Raw genomic sequence first — 19,227 nt, 5'->3', positions numbered from 1 at the left:
GACCATTCCTGCTCACGAAGTGCGGTGGTCGCGACCACGGACGGACGGACGCACGGGAGGCGCGGTGCCAGCCGGCACCGCGCCTCCCGTGCGTCAGGTGGTGACGACCACTACACGGCGACCGCCACGCGGTCGTCCGCCGTCTCGGACACGGCGGCGTCGGCCGCCGGGGCCCGCCGCACGAACTTCTTCAGCCCGACGAGCACGAGCGCCGACACCACGGTGCCCGCGAGGATCGCGACGATGAACATCGCCACGTCCCCGATCGCGAAGAACACGAAGATCCCACCGTGCGGCGCCCGCGAGGTCACGCCGGCAGCCATCGAGATCGCACCCGTGACCGCGGCACCGACCATCGACGCCGGGATGACGCGCAGCGGGTCGGCGGCCGCGAACGGGATCGCGCCCTCGGAGATGAACGAGGCACCGAGCAGCCACGCAGCCTTGCCGTTCTCGCGCTCGGGCTTCGTGAAGCCCTTGCGGTAGAGCACGGTCGAGGCGAGCGCCAGGGCCAGCGGCGGGACCATGCCCGCGGCCATCACGGCCGCCATGATCTCGAACGGGACGACGTTCGTCGCGGATCCGGCGCCGAGGCCGGCGACCGCGAACGCGTACGCCACCTTGTTGACCGGGCCACCGAGGTCGAACGCCATCATCAGGCCGAGGATGATGCCGAGCAGGATCGCCGAGGCACCGGACAGCGAGTTGAGGAACTCGGTCAGCTGGGTCATCAGCCAGGCGATGGGCCCGCCGAGCACGAGCAGCATGAGCCCCGAGGCGATGATCGACGCGAACAGCGGGATGATCACGACGGGCATCAGGCCACGCAGCCAACGCCAGGTCGGGATGCGGCCGATCCAGTAGGCGGCGGCACCGGCGATGAGACCACCGATCAGGCCACCGAGGAACCCGGCGTTCATGAAGACGGCGATCGAACCCGCGACGAAGCCGGGCGCGATGCCGGGTCGGTCGGCCATGGCGTAGGCGATGTACCCGGCGAGCGCTGCCACCAGGAACCCGAGCGACACGCCGCCGATCTGGAACGCGGCGGCACCGAGGTAGTACGCCAGACCCTCCGGCGGCAGGTTCAGGAGCGTGTAGTTCGTCAGCGTGTAGACCGCGTTGTTCTGCCCCGAGTCACCGTGGGTCAGCGCGATGCCGTAGCCGGCGAGCAGGAAGCCGAGCGCGATGAGGAGCCCGCCGCCCGCGACGAACGGGATCATGTAGCTCACACCGGTGAGCAGCCAGCGCTTGAGCGCCTGCCCGAAGTGCTCGTCCTTGGCGGTGCTCGAGCCGGCCTCGGCGGCGTTGCCGTGCACGCGTGCGGCGTTCGGGTCGTCAGCGGCACGGAGGGCCTCGGCGATCATCTTGTCCGGCTCGTCGACACCGCGCTTGACCGGGCCGGCCACGAGGGGCTTCCCGGCGAAGCGGCCGCGGTCGCGGACGTCCACGTCGACCGCGAAGACGACGGCGTCGGCGCGGGCGATGAGGGCCGGGTCGAGCGGCTCGACCTGCGAGGACCCCTGCGTCTCGATGTGCATCTCGGCACCCGCGCGCTGGGCCGCGGCGACGAGCGCGTCGGCTGCCATGTAGGTGTGCGCGATGCCGGTCGGGCACGCGGTGACGCCGACGAGCACCTTGCGTGCTCCGGCGGTGGACCCGGCCGCGTCGCCGTCCGCGGCGTGCGTGGCGGCGGCGGGTCGCGCCTCCTGGCCGGTGGCGGTCGCACTGGAGGCGCTGCTCGCGGTGCCGACGCCGGCCTGCGCGACCTCGCCGCTCACCTCGCGGTCGACGAGGTCCACGATCTCCTGCGGGGTGGCGGCGGCGCGGAGGGCGGCGGTGAAGTCCTCGCGGATGAGCGCACGGGCCAGGGTCGAGAGGACCGTGAGGTGGTCCTTGTCGGCCCCTTCGGGCACGGCGATCATGAAGACGATGTCGGCGTCGCCGTCCGGGGCGCCGAACGACACCGTCCGGGCGAGGCGGCTCATCGCCAGGGTCGGCTCGGAGACCGACGCGGACCGGGCGTGCGGGATCGCGATGCCACCGGGGACGCCGGTGCCGACGCTGGCCTCGCGCTTGATCGCGTCAGCGGCGAGGGACGCCCCGTCCGCCGCGCGGCCGGTCGCGGCGACGCGGTCGGCGAGGACGCGGATGACGTCGCTCGAGGTGGCGCCGAGGTCCTCGTCGAGACCGACGAGCTGGACGCTGATGAGGCGTGGACTCGTGTTGACGGACATGGGTTGCTCCTTTGCAATGGCGCTGGGGGCGCGGGTGCTGCGGGGTTGAGTGTGTGTGCGGGGGTGGGTCAGGCGGGTTCGGGCGCTCGCTCGAGCGCTCGGACCTCGATGCCCGACGGGTCGGTGTGGTCGAGGGCGGGGACGTCGCTGCCGGGGAGGGCGGCGGCTGCCGCTCCGGTGGCGACGGCCTGGGCGAGGCGCTGCTCGGGCGACTGCCCGGCGACCTCGGCGAGCAGGTAGCCGGCGAGGGAGGAGTCCCCCGCGCCGACGGTCGAGCGCGCCACGATCCGGGGTGCCGCGGCCGCGTAGCTCCCGTCCTCCGTCACGAGGACGGCTCCGGCGCTGCCGAGCGTCAGGAGCACGGTGCCGACGTTCTTGTCACGGAGGCGCTGCGCCGCGATCGCTGCCGCGTCGACGTCCCGCTCGAACTCGTCCGGGTCGCCGCCGACGACCTCGGCGAGCTCCTCGGCGTTCGGCTTCACGAGGTCGATCCGCTCGCCGGACTGCAGCAGCGCGGTGAAGGGGACGCCCGAGGAGTCGACCGCGATCCGGACGTCGTCGCCGTGGCGCTGCCGGACGGCTCGGACGAGGACCGCGAGGGCATCGTCCGGCAGCCCCGGGGGCAGGGAGCCGGCGAGGACCACCCAGCGTGCGACGGGTCCGGTCGCGGTGGCACCGGCGGTGTCGGCGACGAGGGCCGCGAGGTCCTCGAGGCGACCTGCGAGCGACGGACCGGGCTCGTTGAGCTTCGTCGTCGTGCCGGTCGGCTCGGTCACGGTGACGTTCGAGCGGAGCGGTGCACCGATCGGGAGTGCCGCGGTCGGGATCCCGCGCGTCGCGAGGCCGAGCAGCACCGGGTCGAGCTCGTCGCCGGGCAGCACCGCCACGGTGTCGCCGCCGCTCGCGACGACGACCCGTGAGACGTTGACGCCCTTGCCGCCGGGCTCGGCCGTGGAGCGGGTGGCGCGCTGGACGGCGCCGCGCTGGAGTTCGCCGGCGAGCTCGATCGTGCGGTCGAGGCTCGGGTTCGGGGTGACCGTGACGATGCGGGTGCTCATGGCGCTGCGTGTCGTGTTCGTGTTCGTGTTCGTGGTCATGCGACGACCACCTCGACGTCGGCCTCGGCGAGCGCTCCGGCGAGGTCGGCCGGCGGCTCCTCGTCGGTGACGATCGTGTCGATCTCGTCGAGCCGGGCGAACCGCATGAGCGCCTCGACCCCGTGCTTCGCCGCGTCCGCGAGCACCACGCTGCGCCGGGCCGCGAGGACGTACGCCCACTTCACCGCCGCCTCGTACTCGTCCGGTGTGCTCAGGCCGAAGCCCGCGGACAGGCCGTTCGTCCCGACGAAGGCGATGTCCGGACGCAGCGCGCCGATCTGCTCGACCGTGGCCGTCCCGACGGCGGCGCTCGTCACCCCGCGGACACGGCCGCCGAGCAGGTGCAGCTCGACGTGCTCGCTGTGCTGCAGGGTCGCGGCGATCGGGACCGAGTTCGTGATGACCGTGAGGGTCGCCCCGGCCGTCGCGGGCTCCCAGCGGGCGAGCTCGGCGGCGACCGCGGCGCAGGTGGTGCCGGCGTCGAGGGCGATCGAGCCGGTGAAGGTGGGCGGGACGAGGCGCATCGCGGCCCGGGCGATGGCGGACTTGGCGGAGTTGTGCTGCCCCTCGCGCTCGGCGACGGAGAGCTCGACGACGCTCGATCGTCCGACCGGGACCGCTCCCCCGTGCACGCGGCGCAGGAGGCCGGCGGACTCGAGGGCGTCGAGGTCACGGCGGACGGTCTCGGTCGTGACGTCGAAGTGCTCGGCGAGGTCGGCCACGGACACGCGGCCGGCGTCCTGCAACGCTGCTGCGATCGCGTCGTGCCGCTCGGTTGCGTACATGCCCGAACTCCTTCGTTCCCGTGGGTTTTGAGAAGCGTACGTCCGGATGCCACACAAACGCAACCATGCTTGTCAGTATTTCAACATTTGATATGCTGTTATTATGCACGCACCTGCAGGCACCCATTGGCGGACGGACATCCAGGGCCTCCGCGCCGTCGCCGTGCTCGGCGTCGTGCTCTTCCACGCAGGTGTGCCGTGGCTGGACGGCGGCTACACCGGAGTCGACGTGTTCTTCGTCATCTCCGGGTTCCTCATCACCCAGAACCTCCTCCGGGAGCGCGCGGGCTCGGGCACCATCCGTCTCGGTCGGTTCTTCGTCGGGCGCCTGGTGCGCCTCGGCCCGGCGGCTGCGGCCACGGTGCTGTGCACGGTCCTCGCCGTCCACTTCCTCCTTCCGCCGCTCGACCGGACCGGCGCGCGGACGAGCGCCTGGGCCGCGCTGTTCGGGGCCGAGAACCTCAAGCTCGCCGCGACCGGCACGGACTACCTCGCCGCGCACGCACCGAGTCCGTTCCAGCAGTTCTGGTCGCTCGGCGTCGAGGAGCAGTTCTACGTCGGGTGGGCGCTCGTGCTCGCCCTCCTCTGCTCGGTCCCGGTGCTCCGCCGCGTCCTGCTGCCGATCGCCGTCCTCCTCTTCGTCCTGAGCTTCGTCACGATGATCGTGGTGAGCGACATCAGCGGCCCCTGGGCGTTCTTCGGCGTGCACACGCGGACGTGGGAACTCGGTGCGGGAGCGCTCACCGCGATCGTCGCTCGTTCCGGCCGCCGTCGGGCCAGCGGGGACGCACGACTCCCCCGCTGGGCGGGTCGTCTCGCCCGGCCCGTCGGGCTCCTCGCGATCGTGGTCTCGTACGTCGGGTTCGACGAAGCGACCCCCTTCCCCAGCGCTTGGACCCTACTCCCGGTCCTCGGAGCAGTCCTCGTGGTGGCACCGCTCCCGGCGGACCGCACGGCGGCGCTCCTCTCGACCGCCCCGCTGCGATGGCTCGGAGACCGCTCGTACTCCCTGTACCTGTGGCACTGGCCGGTCCTCCTGCTCCCGACCCTCGCCTGGGGGCGGCCGCTCCGTCCGTTCGAGGTGGTCGCGGCGTGCGCCGTCACCGTCGCGCTCGGCTGGAGCAGCCACCTGCTGCTCGAACGCTGGACCAGTCACTGGGCTCGGCGCACCCGACTCCGTCCGGTCGCGCTCGTTGCGGGAACCGTCGTCGTCGCTGCTGCAGTGGCGCCGCTCACCGCACTCCCGACGCTCCGCGGCGAAGTGGTGGCGAGTACGCCGTCACCCACCGACGTGCTCGGCGGGCCGCGATCACCCGCGGGCGTCCCAGCCAACCTGACGCCCGCCGTGGCATCCGCGGAGGACGACCTCCCGGCGCTCTACGCGGACGGCTGTCATGCAGAATCGACCGCCACCGCACCCACGTCCTGCACGTACGGCGACGACGACAGCAGCCGGACGATCATGCTCTTGGGAGACTCCCACGCCGCACAGTGGTTCACGCCGGTCGTCGAAGCGGCCGATGCCTCGGGCGCACGTGTCGTACCGATGACGAAGTCCGCCTGCCCCGCGGCGAGCATCCCCGTGACCTCCGAAGCACTGGGCCGCGAGTACCGCGAGTGCGATCAGTGGCGAGCAGCCGCACTCGAGCGGATCGCCGAGCTGGAGCCGGACCTCGTCGTGCTGTCCAGTGCGGCCGCCGGCTACGAACCGACACGGATCGGCACCGGTTCGTTCGAGCGAGCATGGGAAGACGGACTCCGCCGGACGATGTCGACGATCACCGAGCGCACCGGCGCTCGGATCCTCCTCGTCCACGACACCCCTCGGTGGACGGAGAGCCCGAACCGATGTCTGTCCGGAGCGATCGACGACGTCGGCTCGTGCGCCCGCTCGCAGGTCGACCTGCACCGCCCGGAGATCGCCGAAGCCGAGCGTCGTGCCGTGAGCGCGGTGGGCGGCACCGCGGTCGACCCGTTCCCCTGGCTGTGCACAACGACGTGCTCCCCGGTGGTGTGGAACGTGCTCGCTTACCGTGACGCCGACCACATCACGGACACCGTCGCGACCGTGCTCACGCCGAGGGTCGCCGAGGCGATCGGCTCGGCGGGCTGAGCCTGCGTCAGCCCTTGACGGCCCCCGCGGTCATCCCGCTCACGAGCCGCCGCTGCACGATGAGGAAGAACACCACCACCGGGATCGAGAACAGCACACTCGCCGCCATGAGCCCGCCGAAGTCCGTCCCCTTGTTCGTCGAGAACCCCGCGAGCCAGACCGGCAGCGTGTACATCCCCTGGTCCTTGAGCATCACGTAGGCCGTCAGGTAGTCGTTCCACGCAGCGATGAACGCGAACACACTCGTGGCGATGACCCCCGGCATCACCAGCGGGAACAGCACGCTCCACAGGATCCGGAACGTCCCCGCACCGTCGACCTTCGCGGCTTCCTCGATCTCGACCGGCACCGCGACGAAGAACCCGCGCATGACCCAGATCGAGAACGGCAGCACGCTCGCGACGTAGGCGAGGATCAGCCCGATGTAGCTGTTGAGCAGCCCGAGCGACTGGAACGACAGGAACAGCGGGATGAGCAGAGCACCCGACGGGATCATCTGCACGAAGAGGATCGCCACGAGGATCGCCCGCCGGCCACGGAACCGGAAGCGCGACAGCGCCGCCGACGCCAGGAACCCGACGACGATCGACAGCAGCACGGCCGCCACGACCACGATCGCGGAGTTCCGCAGGTACACGAGGAACCCGTCCTGCGTCAGCGCCCGCGTGAAGTTCTCGAGCGTCGGCCGCAGCGGCAGCCAGATCGGCGTGAGGGTCGTCACCTCGTCCGACGGCTTGAACGCCGTGTTCACCATCCAGTAGATGGGGAACACCCAGACCAGGCAGAAGACCACCGCGATCGTGTTCGCCACGACCCGCGGCTTGCGTCGGCGCGCGCGCACCGGCGCGATCGGACCGGGCCTGGAGGCGCGACCCGCCCCCGTCACGTCGGGTTGCGCCTCGGAAGCGGTCGCCCCGGTAACACCGGGCGTGGTCGTCGTCGTCACAGGTCTTCCTCCCCGCTCCGGACGAGCCGGCGGATGTAGTAGCTGGTGAGCGCCCCGAGGATCAGCGTCGAGATGACGGCGATCGCCGCGCCCTGCCCGTACGCGTTCGACACGAAGGACTTCACGAACGTCCAGATGCCGAGGGTGAGCGTGGTGTCCTCGGGCCCGCCCTTGGTGAGCAGCCAGATCTGGTTGAAGACGTTGAAGTCCCAGATCACCGAGAGGATCGTCACGAGCAGCAGCGTCGGCACGAGCGCCGGCAGGGTGATCGAGCGGTACATCGCCCACGCGGACGCCCCGTCGAGCGCCCCGGCCTCGTAGTACTCGGGCGCGATCTGGGACTGCGCGGCGTAGAGCGTCAGGGCGACGAACGGCACCGCCTGCCAGATCACGAGCGAGAGCACGATCGTCAGTGCCTGCCCGGGACTCGACGCCCAGTTGTCCTGCGTGTGGTCGCCGAACACCCCGAGCTGGGTGATGAGCCAGTTGAGCACGCCGTAGAAGGGCTGGAAGAGCCACTGCCAGACCAGGCTCGACGCGACGTTCGGCATCGCCCACGCCAGCACGAGCACGACGCTCACGACCGTGCGCATGACGACACCGAGCCGGGTCAGCAGCTGGGACACCGCCATGCCGATGCCGATGGTCCCGATCACCATCGCGCCCGTGACGAGCACGGTGCGCAGCATGACCGGCCAGAAGCTGGCGTCGGTGAGGACGTTCGTGTAGTTCGAGAAGCCGGCGAACCCGGCCTGCCCGGTGAAGATCGCCCGCAGCCCGTAGTCCTGGAAGGAGATGACCACCAGGCGGACGAGCGGGTAGACGACGAGCGCGAGGAGCAGCAGCGCAGCCGGTGCGAGCAGGACCAGCGGCGCTCGGGACGAGGTGACCGATCGACGTCCTGCGCGACCGCCCGGCCCGGTGGGACCGCGACGCCCCGTCGACCCACGCCGGGTCCCCGGCTCGGCCTGCGCCGAACCGGGGACCCGCTCCGCAGTGGAGGTCATCGACTACTGCTGCGCGTTGAGCGCGGTCGTGAGGTGCTCCGAGAAGCCCTCGGCTGCCTGCTTCGGCGTCTTCCGACCCGTGGCGACGTCCGCGAACATCGTCTGGAACGTCGAGTCACCCTCGATCGTCGCCCAGCCCGGGGTCGCCGGCGTCGGACGGCTCGTGGAAGCGGCCGCGAAGTACGGCTTGTGGAGCTCGTCCACGTCACCGGCGACCGCGTCGAGCAGCTGCGTGGAGTTCGGCTCCCAGCCGTCGACCCCGAACACCTGGTCCTGCTGGAACTTCTTCGAGGTGAGGATCTTCGTGTAGTACAGCGCGAGGTCCTGGTTGGCGGACTTCGACGGGATGCCGAGGTCCGAGCCACCGAGGAAGACCGGCTGCGTCTTGCCCGCGGTGCTCGACGGCATCGCGAAGGTGCCGATCTGGTCCTTGAGCTCGGGCTTCGCCGTGGTGATCGAACCGATCTCCCACGCGGACCCGAGGATCGCCGAGGTGTTGCCCTGCGCGAAGACGTCGGACTCGGCCGGCTTGTCGGTGTTGATGTCCTGCGTGGACTTCGCCGAGTACGAGTTCTGGAAGTCCTTCCACGCGGTGAGGCCCTTCACGGCATCGGCGGAGTCGATCGCGCCCTTCCACTTGCCGTCCTTCTCGGTGGCGATCTGCCCACCGGCGTCCCACACCCACTGCAGCCCGCCGTACCAGTACTGCCCCGGCATGTAGAATGCCGAGAAGTCCGCCTGCGGGTTCTTCGCCTTGACCTTGTCGAGGTCGGCCGTGAGCTCGTCGTAGGACTTCGGGACGTCGGTCACCCCGGCGTCGGCCCACATCTTCTTGTTGTAGATCACCGCGCGGTTGCCGGCGAAGAGCGGGGCGCCGTACAGCTTGCCGTCCACGGTCGCCGGGCCCTCGAGCCCGGAGAGCCACGTCTGCCCGTCGGCCAGCTCGTCCTTGTACGGCGAGAGGTCCATCAGGCCACCCGTCGCCGCGTACACCGGCACCTGCGTGTTGCCGAGGTCGACCACGTCCGGCGCGTCCTTCTGCGCGAGGGCCGTGGTGAGCTTCGTGGTGATGCCGTCCCACTGCTGGAGCTGCAGCTTCACCTTGGCGCCGGTGGCCTTGGTGAACTGCTTCTCGGCGACGTCGAGGATCTTCGGGCTGAGGTCGCCGTTCATGATCCAGACGGTGAGGGTCTTGCCCTTGCCATCGGGTGTGCCGATGGACTTCGTGCCGCCGTCGGAAGCTCCGTTGCTTCCGGCGGAGCACCCGGTGAGGGCGAGCGCGCCTGCGAGGGCGAGCGCACCGAGTGCGGCGAAACGCGTGCGTGTCACGTTGACTCCCTTGGTCCGACCTTTATGAAAGGACGTTGCGTAATCGTGAGTAAAGACCCATCACGCGGGGATGTCAACCACGAATCGGCAGGCTGTGGACAATGGCGATCCGCATGTTTCCGGGGGATCACGGATGTGGAACGGATGATCGACGGCGCTTGACGAACTGGTCATGACCAGGCATGATCAGCACCTACGCTCAGGCGCCGAACGGCACCTCACCGTGCTGGCTCACACCCGCACGCTGCCGGTAGGCAAGGTGCCCACCGAGGTACCCGCCGACGCCGACGACCGCGAGCCCCGCGAACCCGAGGAGCTTGCCTGCCCCGTGGTTCCCGGACTTCCGTTGCATCCACGACAGCCCGTACAGCGAGATGCCCACCCAGTTCACGGCCTGGTGCACCCAACCGGTGCGGAGTTGCTCACGATCGAGCTCCGACCAGTCGACGTAGCCGGCCACCGAGGCGCTGCCCGACGACACCAGCCCCACACCGACGAGGGTCTTCGCCGCCCGCGCGTTCCCCTTCCCGCCGATCAGGTCGAGCACCGCCGCCGAGATCCACGCACCCAGCGGCACCTGCACCATGAGCGGGTGCAGCGGGTGTCCGAACGGCACACCGTGGAGCAGCTGGCGCAGTGCCTTCGGCTTCGCGAGGGCGTTCACCACGGAACGATCGATGTCGACGGCCTTGTCGAGCACGCTCGCGTGCTCGACGGCGTCGGTGAGGCGACGGAACGCTCGGATCTCAGGCATGCCCTGGACCGTAGGCCGGGCGAGACCGGAGCGTTCACAGCGCGCCAGCGCTGTGCTCCGGTCTCGCCGAGCGAGCCCGCGAGCGAGGCGGTACCGGTCCCAGGAACCGGCACCGCCTCCAGGTCGTCACGTCCAGTGCGCCGCCTACTCCTCGACGATCTCCGCGAGTTCGAACGGCTCCACCGTCAGCTCGTCGCCGCCTGTGGCGACGTCGACGCGGACGGTGTCCCCGTCGCGCACGTCACCGGCGAGGATCGCCCGCGCCAACCGGTCGTCGATCTGCCGCTGCATGAGCCGACGGAGCGGACGCGCTCCGTACACCGGGTCGTACCCGCGCTCGGCGAGCCAGGCGCGGGCGTCCGGGGTGACGGCCAGCTCCAGTCGGCGGTCGGTCAGCCGGCGTGCGAGCCGGTCGACGTAGAGGGACACGATCTGGCCGAGGTCCTCTTGCGTGAGCGCCTGGAACACCACGATGTCGTCGAGTCGGTTGATGAACTCGGGGCGGAAGGCCTGCTGGACGAGCTCGCGGACAGCCTCCTCGCGCTGCACGTCGGTGATCGACTGGTCGGTCATGAACTGCGACCCGAGGTTCGACGTCAGGATGAGGATCGTGTTCCGGAAGTCCACCGTCCGGCCCTGGCCGTCGGTCAGGCGCCCGTCGTCGAGGACCTGCAGGAGCACGTCGAAGACCTCGGGGTGGGCCTTCTCGATCTCGTCGAGCAGGACCACGGAGTACGGGCGACGCCGGACGGTCTCGGTGAGCTGCCCGCCCGCCTCGTAGCCGACGTACCCGGGCGGGGCGCCGATGAGCCGCGCGACCGAGTGCTTCTCGCCGTACTCGCTCATGTCGATCCGGACGAGTGCCTTCTCGTCGTCGAACAGGAACTCGGCGAGCGCCTTGGCCAGCTCGGTCTTGCCGACGCCGGTGGGGCCGAGGAACAGGAACGAGCCCGTCGGACGGTCCGGGTCGGAGATGCCCGCGCGGGTGCGACGGACCGCTTCCGACACGGTCGAGACCGCGGAGCGCTGCCCGATGATCCGACGGCCGAGTTCGTTCTCGAGGTGCAGGAGCTTCTCGGTCTCGCCCTGCAGCAGGCGCCCGAGGGGGATGCCCGTCCACTGCGCGATCACCGCGGCGATGTCCTCGTCGGTGACGCTGTCGTTCACCATCCGGTCGGCCTGCTCAGCTTGTTCGGCGGCAGCGAGCTCGGCCTCGATCCGGGGCTTCTCGCTGTACTCGATGCGCGACACGAGTTCGTAGTCGGCCTCGCGCTGCGCCCGCTGGGAGCGCATGTTGAGGTCGTCGAGCTGCTGCTTCAGTTCACCGATGCGGTTGAGGCTGGCGCGTTCGGCCTGCCACCGCTGCTCCAGCTCGCCGAGCAGGGTCTCGCGGCTCGCGAGCTCGGCCCGCAGCGTCTCCAGCCGGGCCTTCGACGCGTCGTCCTTCTCCTGCTTCAGCGCGAACTCCTCGACGCGCAACCGGTCCACGGTGCGCTTGAGCTCGTCGATCTCGACCGGGCTCGAGTCGATCTCCATCCGGAGCCGGCTCGCGGCTTCGTCGATGAGGTCGATCGCCTTGTCGGGCAGCTGCCGCCCGGAGATGTACCGGTTCGACAGGCTCGACGCGGCCACGAGCGCGGAGTCGTTGATCGTGACCTTGTGGTGCGCCTCGTAGCGCTCCTTGAGGCCGCGGAGGATCGCCACGGTGTCCTCGACGCTGGGCTCCCCCACGAAGACCTGCTGGAAGCGCCGTTCGAGGGCGGCGTCCTTCTCGATGTACTCGCGGTACTCGTCGAGCGTCGTCGCGCCGATGAGCCGGAGTTCACCGCGCGCGAGCATCGGCTTGAGCATGTTCGACGCGGCCACGGAGCCTTCGCCCCCACCGGCGCCCATGAGCGTGTGCAGCTCGTCGATGAACGTGATGACCTGCCCGTCGGAGTCGTTGATCTCCTTGAGCACGGCCTTGAGCCGCTCCTCGAACTCGCCGCGGTACTTCGCGCCGGCGATGAGGGCGGACATGTCGAGCGACACGAGCCGCTTGTCCTTGAGGGAGTCGGCGACGTCACCCGCGACGATCCGCTGGGCGAGTCCTTCGACGACGGCCGTCTTGCCGACGCCGGGTTCCCCGATGAGCACGGGGTTGTTCTTGGTGCGACGCGTCAGCACCTGGGAGACGCGCCGGATCTCGGCATCCCGCCCGATCACCGGGTCGAGCTTGCCGTTGCGGGCGATCGCCGTGAGGTCGACGCCGTACTGCTCGAGGGCGGTCTTCTGTCGCTCTTGCGAGTCAGGAGCGCCCTGGAGGTTCGCCATGCGTTCCGTCCTTTCGTTGCGGTGGTCCTGTAGTTGAGTCTACTCCACTCAACTTGCGTTCGCAGCGGGAGATTCCCGCCGCGGGTTCCGGATGCCGACGGCACTCACGAGCGCGCCGGCGAGGAGGAGCAGCGCCATCACGACCATCGCGCGGTGCAGTCCCTCGACGCTCACAGCGCCGCCGAGGACGATCCCGGCGAGCGCGACCATGACGAGCCCGGCGATCCGCGCGATCGCGTTGTTGACGGCCGAGCCCGCACCCGCCTCCGACTGCGGGACCGACCCGAGGACCGCACTCGTCAGCGGGGTCACCATCAACGCGATCCCCGCTCCGACGAGCACCAGACCGGGGAGCACCGACCACCAGTACCCGATCGGCTCGTCACCGGCGAAGAGCAGCAGGAGCGCCCCGACCGCGGCGATCGCGGGACCGGCGGCCATGAACCACCGCGGACCCCAGCGGCCGGCCAGCGACCCGACCGTGGTGGACAGGAGCAGGAGCATCACGGTCGGGGGCAGCGTCGCGAGGCCGGCGAGCCAGGCCGGGAAACGCCAGACCTCTTGCAGGAACAGCGTCACGACGAAGAACACCATCCCGAGGGCCCCGTAGATCGACAGCGTCGCGAGGTTGCCGACGGTGAAGTTCCGCGCACGGAAGAGCTCGAGCGGGACGAGCGGTGCACCGTGCCTGCGGGTGACGCGGAGCTCCCACGGCACGAACGCCACGAGCGCTGCCCCGCCGAGCACCAGCGCGGCGAGGACGACCGGCGCGCCCCACCCGAGACGCTCCTGCTCGATCAACCCGAGGACGACACCACCGACGCCCACGACCGCCAGCACGGCGCCGACCACGTCCACGTGCGCCCGCGGCCCCACCCGGACGTCCGCCGAGATCCGCGACACGAGCGGGATCGTCACCGCGATCGGCACGGCCGTCAGCACGAAGATCCACCGCCAGCCGATGCCGTCCACGACGAGGCCGCCGACGACCGGCCCGAGGATCGTCGCCGCGCTCGACCACGCCGTCCACGTGCCGATCGCCTTCGCCTGCGCCGCACCGCGGAACGCCGCCACGATGAGCGCGAGGGCACTCGGGGTCACGAGCGCACCACCGACGCCCTGCAGCGCCCGGGCGACGATGAGGACCTCGCCCGTGGGGGCGATCGCGCACACGATCGAGGCGATCCCGAAGACCACGAGGCCCCACGTGATGATGCGGACGCGGCCGAACAGGTCGGACAGACTGCCGGCCACGAGGATGAGCGAACCGAGCGTCACGAGGTACGCGTCCACCGTCCACTGCTGCACGACCAGTCCCCCGCCGAGTTCGTCGCGGATGGCGGGGAGCGCCACGTTCACGACGCTCGAGTCGAGTCCCACGACGAAGGACGACAGGATCGCGACGACGAGCACGACACGGCGGTCGTCGCGGAGCGGGGCCGTGGCCGCCGGGGCTGGGGTCGTCATGTGCCCATCCTCCGCCACCGCGCGCGGTCCCGCCTGCCCCCGGGAGGACCTGTGGACAACTCGCCGGACACGACGAAGCCCCCGCGACCGATGGGGTCGCGGGGGCTGCCGACAGGACGGGGCTGGGGTCCTAGTTCCTGGAGTCCGAGTTCGGCTGGACCGACGGGCCGGGGTTGACGACCGGCTGCGGAGCCGGCTCGGCCGCGGTGTTCGTCACGGTCGTGGTCTGCACGCCGGGGTCGGTGCCCTTGGCCTTCTTCTCGTCGTCGCCCATCTCCTTCTTGAAGATGTTGATCGACTGCCCGAGGCCCTTGGCGAGTGCCGGGAGCTTGGTCGCACCGAACAGCAGGATGACGATCCCGAGGATGATCAGCAGGTGTACGCCACCGAGGTTTCCGAGCATCATGACTCCTTGAATCTGGATCTGGTCGCCGTCTCCGAGTCACCGTCGACGCGTGCGGCGGAAGTCCGTCGTGCACCCATCGTAACTCGCACCGGTCGGGAAACCCAGGCCGGGCACCCGAACGGACACCGTTCGCACAGGCAGCACCCCCGGACTGCCGTTGCAGCCCGGGGGTGCGCGTGCCGGTCGCGGGTCAGGCGCGACCGGGTCAGTAGGCGCCTCGGGAGCGCAGCACGGACGGGATGGTCCGGGCGAGGATGACGACGTCGTGGACGAAGGACCAGTTCTCGACGTAGTGCAGGTCGAGTCGGACACCGTCGGCCCAGTCGAGGTCCGAGCGGCCGCTCACCTGCCAGAGCCCGGTGATGCCCGGGGTCACGAGCAGCCGACGGTCGGCGAAGTCCTCGTACAGGGCGACCTCGCGCGGGAGGGCGGGTCGGGGGCCCACCAGGCTCATCGAACCGGTCAGGACGTTCCACAGCTGCGGCAGCTCGTCGAGGGACGTCCGACGCAGGAACGCACCGGCCCGGGTGATGCGCGGGTCGTGCTTCATCTTGAAGAGCGGCCCCGCGCCCTCGTTCTCCTGCTCGAGCGCGGCCATCCGGGCTTCGGCGTCGACGCACATCGTACGGAACTTGAGGATCGGGAACTCCCGCCCGTCGCGCCCCACGCGGGTCTGGCGGAAGAACACGGGGCCACGGTCGTCCGCGCGGATGACCAGGGCGATGACGGCGAACACCGGCGCGAGGAGCAGCAGACCGATGCCGGCGCCGACGACGTCGAGCGTCCGCTTGCCGATCCGCCGCCGGTAGTCGGGCGTCTCGACGTGCATGAGCGGCAGGCCGTCGACGGGTCGTTCGTGCACCCGGCCGGCGGCGATGTCCGCCAGCGGCGAGGAGACCACGAGTTCGACGCCGTGCGCTTCCAGTTGCCATCCGAGCCGCCGGAGTCGCTCGTGCCCGCCCCGGATCGCGCCGGCGACCACCACGGCGGCCACCGGTTCGCTCTGGGCCCGGTCGAGGACGGCGTCGACCCCGTCGATCACCGGGACGCTCGTGTCCCCGAGCGGTACCCGGGACCCGGCCCGGACGCAGTCGGAGATGATCGCCCGGACGCGGTACCCCGCGGCGGGGGTGGCCGCGATGCGCCGTCCGACGTAGGTCACGTCGTCGAGGTCGCCGACGAGCAGGACGTCCTGCAGCCCCTCGCCCCGGCAGCGACGTCGAGCGAGCACGGTCCGGACGGCCTTCCGACCGATCGCGAGGAGGAGCAGCCCGAGCGGGAACGCGATGGCGACGTAGCCACGGGCGAGGTCGACCTGGACGGCGTACGCGACCCCGGCCACCGTCGCGACGGTGACGAGGCTCGCGGTGATGAGTCGCCGGAACTCGTCGCCGCCGACGCCGACGATGCGCGGGTCTCGGCTGCGGGACACCGTGAGCAGGACCATCCAGGCCACGATCATCACGGGGGCGACCACGAACTCGGTCCACCCGGCAGCGCTCGAACCCGCGGGGAGCTCACCGGGGAACCGGACCACGTGGGCGACGGCGAACGCGACGAGCAACAACCCCAGGTCGAGCCCCGCCAGGCCGAAGCCCGTCGCACGGCTGCGGCGGGTCCGGCTGCGGGTCGGACGCCCGACGACCTCGACGGAACGGGACACCGCGCTCAGCGGTCGCATCGCGAGTGACATCGGGAGCCCTCCAGTCGGCCACCGGCCGGGGGGACCGACCGGGTGCCGCCGTCATGCGAGAGGACGGAACGGCACTCCGATCAGAATATCACGCTGGAGTTCTGCATATCAATGGTCGAGCACGTCCGCGAGCGTCCACGCCACGGGAGCCGCAGTGAGCGCCGGGATGTCCGCCTCGGTCACGCCGCGCAGTCGGTAGGCGACCCGCTCCCCCGGCAGCAGGGTCATGAACCCGCGGTCGACCGTGCCCCCGGGTGCGACCCGGTCGGGCTGGAAGAGGAGGTCCCGCACGAGGCCCTCCGCCTCGACGACGAGGTCGAGGCCGTCGCCGTCGGGAGCCGCGGTGAAGGCGGTCCGGTAGCGTGCCGGCTCCCAGCGCATGTCCTTGTCGGGTCCCGGGGTCCACACCGCCCGTCGCCAGTCCATGTCCGCGACGACGAGCTCGTTCGTCGGGTCGTCCACCACGCCGACCGACTCCGGCAGTGCCACCACGGCGACACCGGCGGCGGACAGGCGGACGGGGAGCGACGCCTCCGCGAGGACCGTCCCCGCGAGGGTGACCCGCCGCACGCGGACGACGCTGTCGTGCCCCGTGCGGGTCGAGCGGACGGCGACCTCGATGGGCGCGTTGCCGAACGACCCGGGCGACACCCCGAGCGAGAGCGTGTCCGCCAGGTCGCCCAGATCGGCCGTCTCACCGACGGAGGCCGACGTGGTCGGGCGATCCGCGCCTCCTGGCTGCCCCGACGGCTCGCCCGCAGAACCGGACGCGCCCGCCGGACCGGACGCGCCCGCCGGACCCGACCCGACCACCGGACCGGACCCGCCCGCCGGACCGGACCCGACCGCAGTCGCGACCGAGGACACCGGACGGATCGTCAGCAGCACGTCGTCGTAGAGCCGCCGCAGCTCGTGCGCCAGCGGCTTCAGCCGCCCGGCCGAGTCGATCGCCGACCACGACGAGACCGGCCAGAGGTCGTTCAGCTGCCACACGACGACGCCGGTGTTCCGGGGCCAGTGCGTCCGCCAGTGCTCGACGCCCGTCGCGATGGCGCGCGCCTGCTGCAGCTGCGTCAGGTAGTGCCACCGGTCGAACTCGGCCGGCGCCACGGAGCCGAACCGCGGCTCGAGGCCCCGCGCGAGCTTCCCCATGCCGTCCGCGGCCTTCTGGTGGTGGACGACACCGGGCGAGTCCACCGCGAGCGGCGAGTCCCGCACCGCGTCGCGCAGCGTGCGCCACGCGGGCGGTGCCTGCCAGCCGAACTCCGAGACGAAGCGCGGCACCGAGTCGCGGTAGGCCGTGTCCGGGAGACGGTTCCAGACGTCCCACGAGTGGTGCGTCTCGTGGTCGACGTCGTTCGCGGGGAGCGACTCGGAGCCCGACCACGGCGAGGCGACCGTGTAGAAGCGGGAGGGGTCGACCGCGTCGACGATCGTCGGCAGCAGGTCGAGGTAGTAGTCCAGGCCCCAGCCGCGGCCCTCGAGCGAGGCCTCCCAGCCGTCGACCTCGTGCAGCCAGATGTTCTCGTTGTTGCCGTTCCAGAGCACGAGCGAGGGGTGCCGTGCGAGCCGGGCGACGTTGTCCCGGGCCTCGGCGATGACCTCGCTGCGGATCGGCTCGCCCTCGGGGTAGGCCGAGCAGGCGAACGGGAAGTCCTGCCAGACGAGCAGTCCGAGCTCGTCGCAGACCTCGTAGAAGTCGTTCGACTCGTAGACCCCGCCGCCCCAGACCCGCACGAGGTTGACGTTGAGGTCGGCTGCCGCGCGTAGACGGTCCTCGACCCGGTCGCGCGACACCCGCGAGACGATGACGTCGTCCGGGATCCAGTTCACGCCGCGGACGTCGATGAGCGTGCCGTTGACGTGGACGTTGAACGGCTTGCCGATGCTGTCGGACGTCGTCTCGATGCGCGTCGAGCGGAAACCGGTGCGGAACGTCGAGCGGTCGAGGACCTCGCCGTCGACCGTCTGCAGCTCGACCACGACGTCGTACAGGTCCTGCGCGCCGTAGCCACGCGGCCACCACCGCTGGACCTCCGGCACCCGCACGGTGACCACGGTCTCGTCGTCGCGCGGGGTCAGCTGTGCGCGGGAGCGCTGGCGGGTGGTGCCGCCCTCGGCCGTCGCTCCGCTGACCGTCACGACGAGCACGAGGTCGTCGTCCTCGCCATCCTGGTCGAGGTCGTTCAGCCCGGAGCGCTCGACGGTGATGTGCGCGTCCAGCACGCCCTCGCCCGCCTCGACGTCGACCAGGGGCCGGACGTCGCGCAGCCTGGCGGTCGACCAGCGCTCGATCGCGACCGGTCGCCACGGACCGCTCGTGACCGCCGTCAGCCCCCAGTCCCACCCGAAGTTCGACGCCATCTTGCGGATGTAGGGGAACGGTTCGTCGTAGGGCCCGGGCATGCTGCCGGCCTTCGCCGCGACGCGTCCCGCCTCGCGGTAGGGCGACTCGAACAGGAGCTCGAGCGTCTTCTCCCCGCGGCCGACGCCGCCGGTGCTGTCTCGAGCGTCGAACCGGTAGCGGCGGTGCATGTTCCGCGTCGTCCCCACCACGACGCCGTCCAGGCTGAGCTCGGCGACGGTGTCGAGCCCGTCGCACACGAGGTCCACGCGCTCGAAGCCCCGCGGGTCGACGTCGACGGAGCGCTGGTAGGACCAGTCGGCCCGGCCGACCCACTTGGCGCCGTCCTCGTTCCGGTCGAACGTGGGGTCCGCCAGCAGCCCCTCGCGCTCGAGGTCGGTGTGGACCTGCCCCGGCACGGTGGCGCCGATGGTCCGGCCCACGACGTCGGCCGGCGCGCCTGCTGGCGGCGCCTCACCCGCCATGGTCACGGTCCAGCCGTCGCGGAGTTCCTCGCGTTCGAGGGTCATGCGGGTCCTTCTCTTCGGCGGACGGGTTGGTGTCCGCTGCGGTCGGGACGCCGGCCGGGGGCCCGCCTCGTGGCCGGGTTCTCGGCCGGGAGGCGCGGCACCGGTTGCCCGGGCGTCGTCGCGTCGCGCGCGCGGAACGCTGGTGCGGTCGCGCGTCGGGGTGCTCGGCGATGCTAGTACGGCGACCTTGCAGGACTGCGAGTGGC

13 protein-coding genes are annotated in these 19,227 nt (G+C 71.0%); 1 reads left to right on the top strand and 12 read right to left on the bottom strand.

What is annotated here, in order from left to right; all coding sequences use genetic code 11:
• Positions 1 to 110 precede the first annotated feature (110 nt).
• The 3 genes from BIV01_RS15755 to BIV01_RS15745 form a co-directional block, all read right to left on the bottom strand.
• On the bottom strand, positions 111 to 2,237 hold the full coding sequence (locus tag BIV01_RS15755) for a PTS fructose transporter subunit IIABC (protein ID WP_071303450.1): 2,127 nt from the start codon (positions 2,235 to 2,237) through the stop codon (positions 111 to 113).
• A gap of 68 nt (positions 2,238 to 2,305) precedes the next feature.
• Entirely contained in the window at positions 2,306 to 3,334 is a 1,029-nt protein-coding gene (locus BIV01_RS15750) for a 1-phosphofructokinase family hexose kinase (RefSeq protein ID WP_254791853.1), read from the bottom strand.
• Positions 3,331 to 4,119: a DeoR/GlpR family DNA-binding transcription regulator gene (locus BIV01_RS15745; protein ID WP_071303449.1), complete on the bottom strand. Its 789-nt coding sequence runs from the start codon at positions 4,117 to 4,119 to the stop codon at positions 3,331 to 3,333. The genes BIV01_RS15750 and BIV01_RS15745 overlap by 4 nt, the downstream gene beginning before the upstream one ends.
• A 103-nt stretch (positions 4,120 to 4,222) precedes the next feature.
• On the opposite strand from BIV01_RS15745, the gene BIV01_RS15740 reads away from it, so the two are divergent.
• Positions 4,223 to 6,232, top strand: a complete 2,010-nt coding sequence (locus BIV01_RS15740) for an acyltransferase family protein (protein WP_071303448.1) — start codon at positions 4,223 to 4,225, stop codon at positions 6,230 to 6,232.
• A gap of 7 nt (positions 6,233 to 6,239) precedes the next feature.
• Here BIV01_RS15740 and BIV01_RS15735 read toward each other — a convergent pair whose 3' ends face one another.
• From BIV01_RS15735 to BIV01_RS15695, 9 genes are all read right to left on the bottom strand, one after another.
• Positions 6,240 to 7,043 (bottom strand): carbohydrate ABC transporter permease, encoded by an 804-nt coding sequence (locus BIV01_RS15735; RefSeq protein WP_254791852.1) that lies wholly within the window; start codon positions 7,041 to 7,043, stop codon positions 6,240 to 6,242.
• A 131-nt stretch (positions 7,044 to 7,174) separates the two neighbouring features.
• Positions 7,175 to 8,185 (bottom strand): carbohydrate ABC transporter permease, encoded by a 1,011-nt coding sequence (locus tag BIV01_RS15730; protein WP_083414082.1) that lies wholly within the window; start codon positions 8,183 to 8,185, stop codon positions 7,175 to 7,177.
• A gap of 3 nt (positions 8,186 to 8,188) precedes the next feature.
• Positions 8,189 to 9,514, bottom strand: coding sequence for a sugar ABC transporter substrate-binding protein (locus BIV01_RS15725; protein WP_071294417.1), 1,326 nt, complete (start codon positions 9,512 to 9,514; stop codon positions 8,189 to 8,191).
• Between the two features lie 199 nt (positions 9,515 to 9,713).
• Positions 9,714 to 10,268 carry a DUF2231 domain-containing protein gene (locus tag BIV01_RS15720; protein ID WP_071303446.1) on the bottom strand — a complete coding sequence of 185 codons (555 nt, stop codon included), beginning with the start codon at positions 10,266 to 10,268 and terminating at the stop codon, positions 9,714 to 9,716.
• A 144-nt stretch (positions 10,269 to 10,412) separates the two neighbouring features.
• Positions 10,413 to 12,581 carry an ATP-dependent Clp protease ATP-binding subunit gene (locus BIV01_RS15715; RefSeq protein WP_083414081.1) on the bottom strand — a complete coding sequence of 723 codons (2,169 nt, stop codon included), beginning with the start codon at positions 12,579 to 12,581 and terminating at the stop codon, positions 10,413 to 10,415.
• A gap of 48 nt (positions 12,582 to 12,629) precedes the next feature.
• On the bottom strand, positions 12,630 to 14,048 hold the full coding sequence (locus tag BIV01_RS15710) for an MFS transporter (protein ID WP_071294415.1): 1,419 nt from the start codon (positions 14,046 to 14,048) through the stop codon (positions 12,630 to 12,632).
• Positions 14,049 to 14,178: 130 nt separating this feature from the next.
• A complete protein-coding gene (gene tatA, locus BIV01_RS15705) occupies positions 14,179 to 14,454 on the bottom strand; it encodes a twin-arginine translocase TatA/TatE family subunit (RefSeq protein WP_306577014.1) in 276 nt (91 codons plus the stop codon).
• Between the two features lie 205 nt (positions 14,455 to 14,659).
• Positions 14,660 to 16,147: a sugar transferase gene (locus tag BIV01_RS15700; RefSeq protein ID WP_071294414.1), complete on the bottom strand. Its 1,488-nt coding sequence runs from the start codon at positions 16,145 to 16,147 to the stop codon at positions 14,660 to 14,662.
• Positions 16,148 to 16,255: 108 nt separating this feature from the next.
• On the bottom strand, positions 16,256 to 19,021 hold the full coding sequence (locus BIV01_RS15695) for a glycoside hydrolase family 2 protein (RefSeq protein WP_071294413.1): 2,766 nt from the start codon (positions 19,019 to 19,021) through the stop codon (positions 16,256 to 16,258).
• Between the last annotated feature and the right edge of the window lie 206 nt (positions 19,022 to 19,227).

The sequence above is a fragment of the Curtobacterium sp. MCBA15_013 genome (assembly GCF_001865095.1).
In the GTDB taxonomy this organism is placed as follows: Bacteria; Actinomycetota; Actinomycetes; order Actinomycetales; family Microbacteriaceae; genus Curtobacterium.
Note: the sequence above shows the minus strand (reverse complement) of the source record. Positions and strands in the feature narration are given on the sequence as shown.

Coding starts and splice junctions, on each gene's coding strand:
- BIV01_RS15755 (WP_071303450.1), bottom strand. CDS start 2,237: ATGTCCGTCAACACGAGTCCACGCCTCATCAGCGTCCAGCTCGTCGGT.
- BIV01_RS15750 (WP_254791853.1), bottom strand. CDS start 3,334: ATGACCACGAACACGAACACGAACACGACACGCAGCGCCATGAGCACC.
- BIV01_RS15745 (WP_071303449.1), bottom strand. CDS start 4,119: ATGTACGCAACCGAGCGGCACGACGCGATCGCAGCAGCGTTGCAGGAC.
- BIV01_RS15740 (WP_071303448.1), top strand. CDS start 4,223: ATGCACGCACCTGCAGGCACCCATTGGCGGACGGACATCCAGGGCCTC.
- BIV01_RS15730 (WP_083414082.1), bottom strand. CDS start 8,185: ATGACCTCCACTGCGGAGCGGGTCCCCGGTTCGGCGCAGGCCGAGCCG.
- BIV01_RS15720 (WP_071303446.1), bottom strand. CDS start 10,268: ATGCCTGAGATCCGAGCGTTCCGTCGCCTCACCGACGCCGTCGAGCAC.
- BIV01_RS15715 (WP_083414081.1), bottom strand. CDS start 12,581: ATGGCGAACCTCCAGGGCGCTCCTGACTCGCAAGAGCGACAGAAGACC.
- BIV01_RS15710 (WP_071294415.1), bottom strand. CDS start 14,048: ATGACGACCCCAGCCCCGGCGGCCACGGCCCCGCTCCGCGACGACCGC.
- tatA (WP_306577014.1), bottom strand. CDS start 14,454: ATGATGCTCGGAAACCTCGGTGGCGTACACCTGCTGATCATCCTCGGG.
- BIV01_RS15700 (WP_071294414.1), bottom strand. CDS start 16,147: ATGTCACTCGCGATGCGACCGCTGAGCGCGGTGTCCCGTTCCGTCGAG.
- BIV01_RS15695 (WP_071294413.1), bottom strand. CDS start 19,021: ATGACCCTCGAACGCGAGGAACTCCGCGACGGCTGGACCGTGACCATG.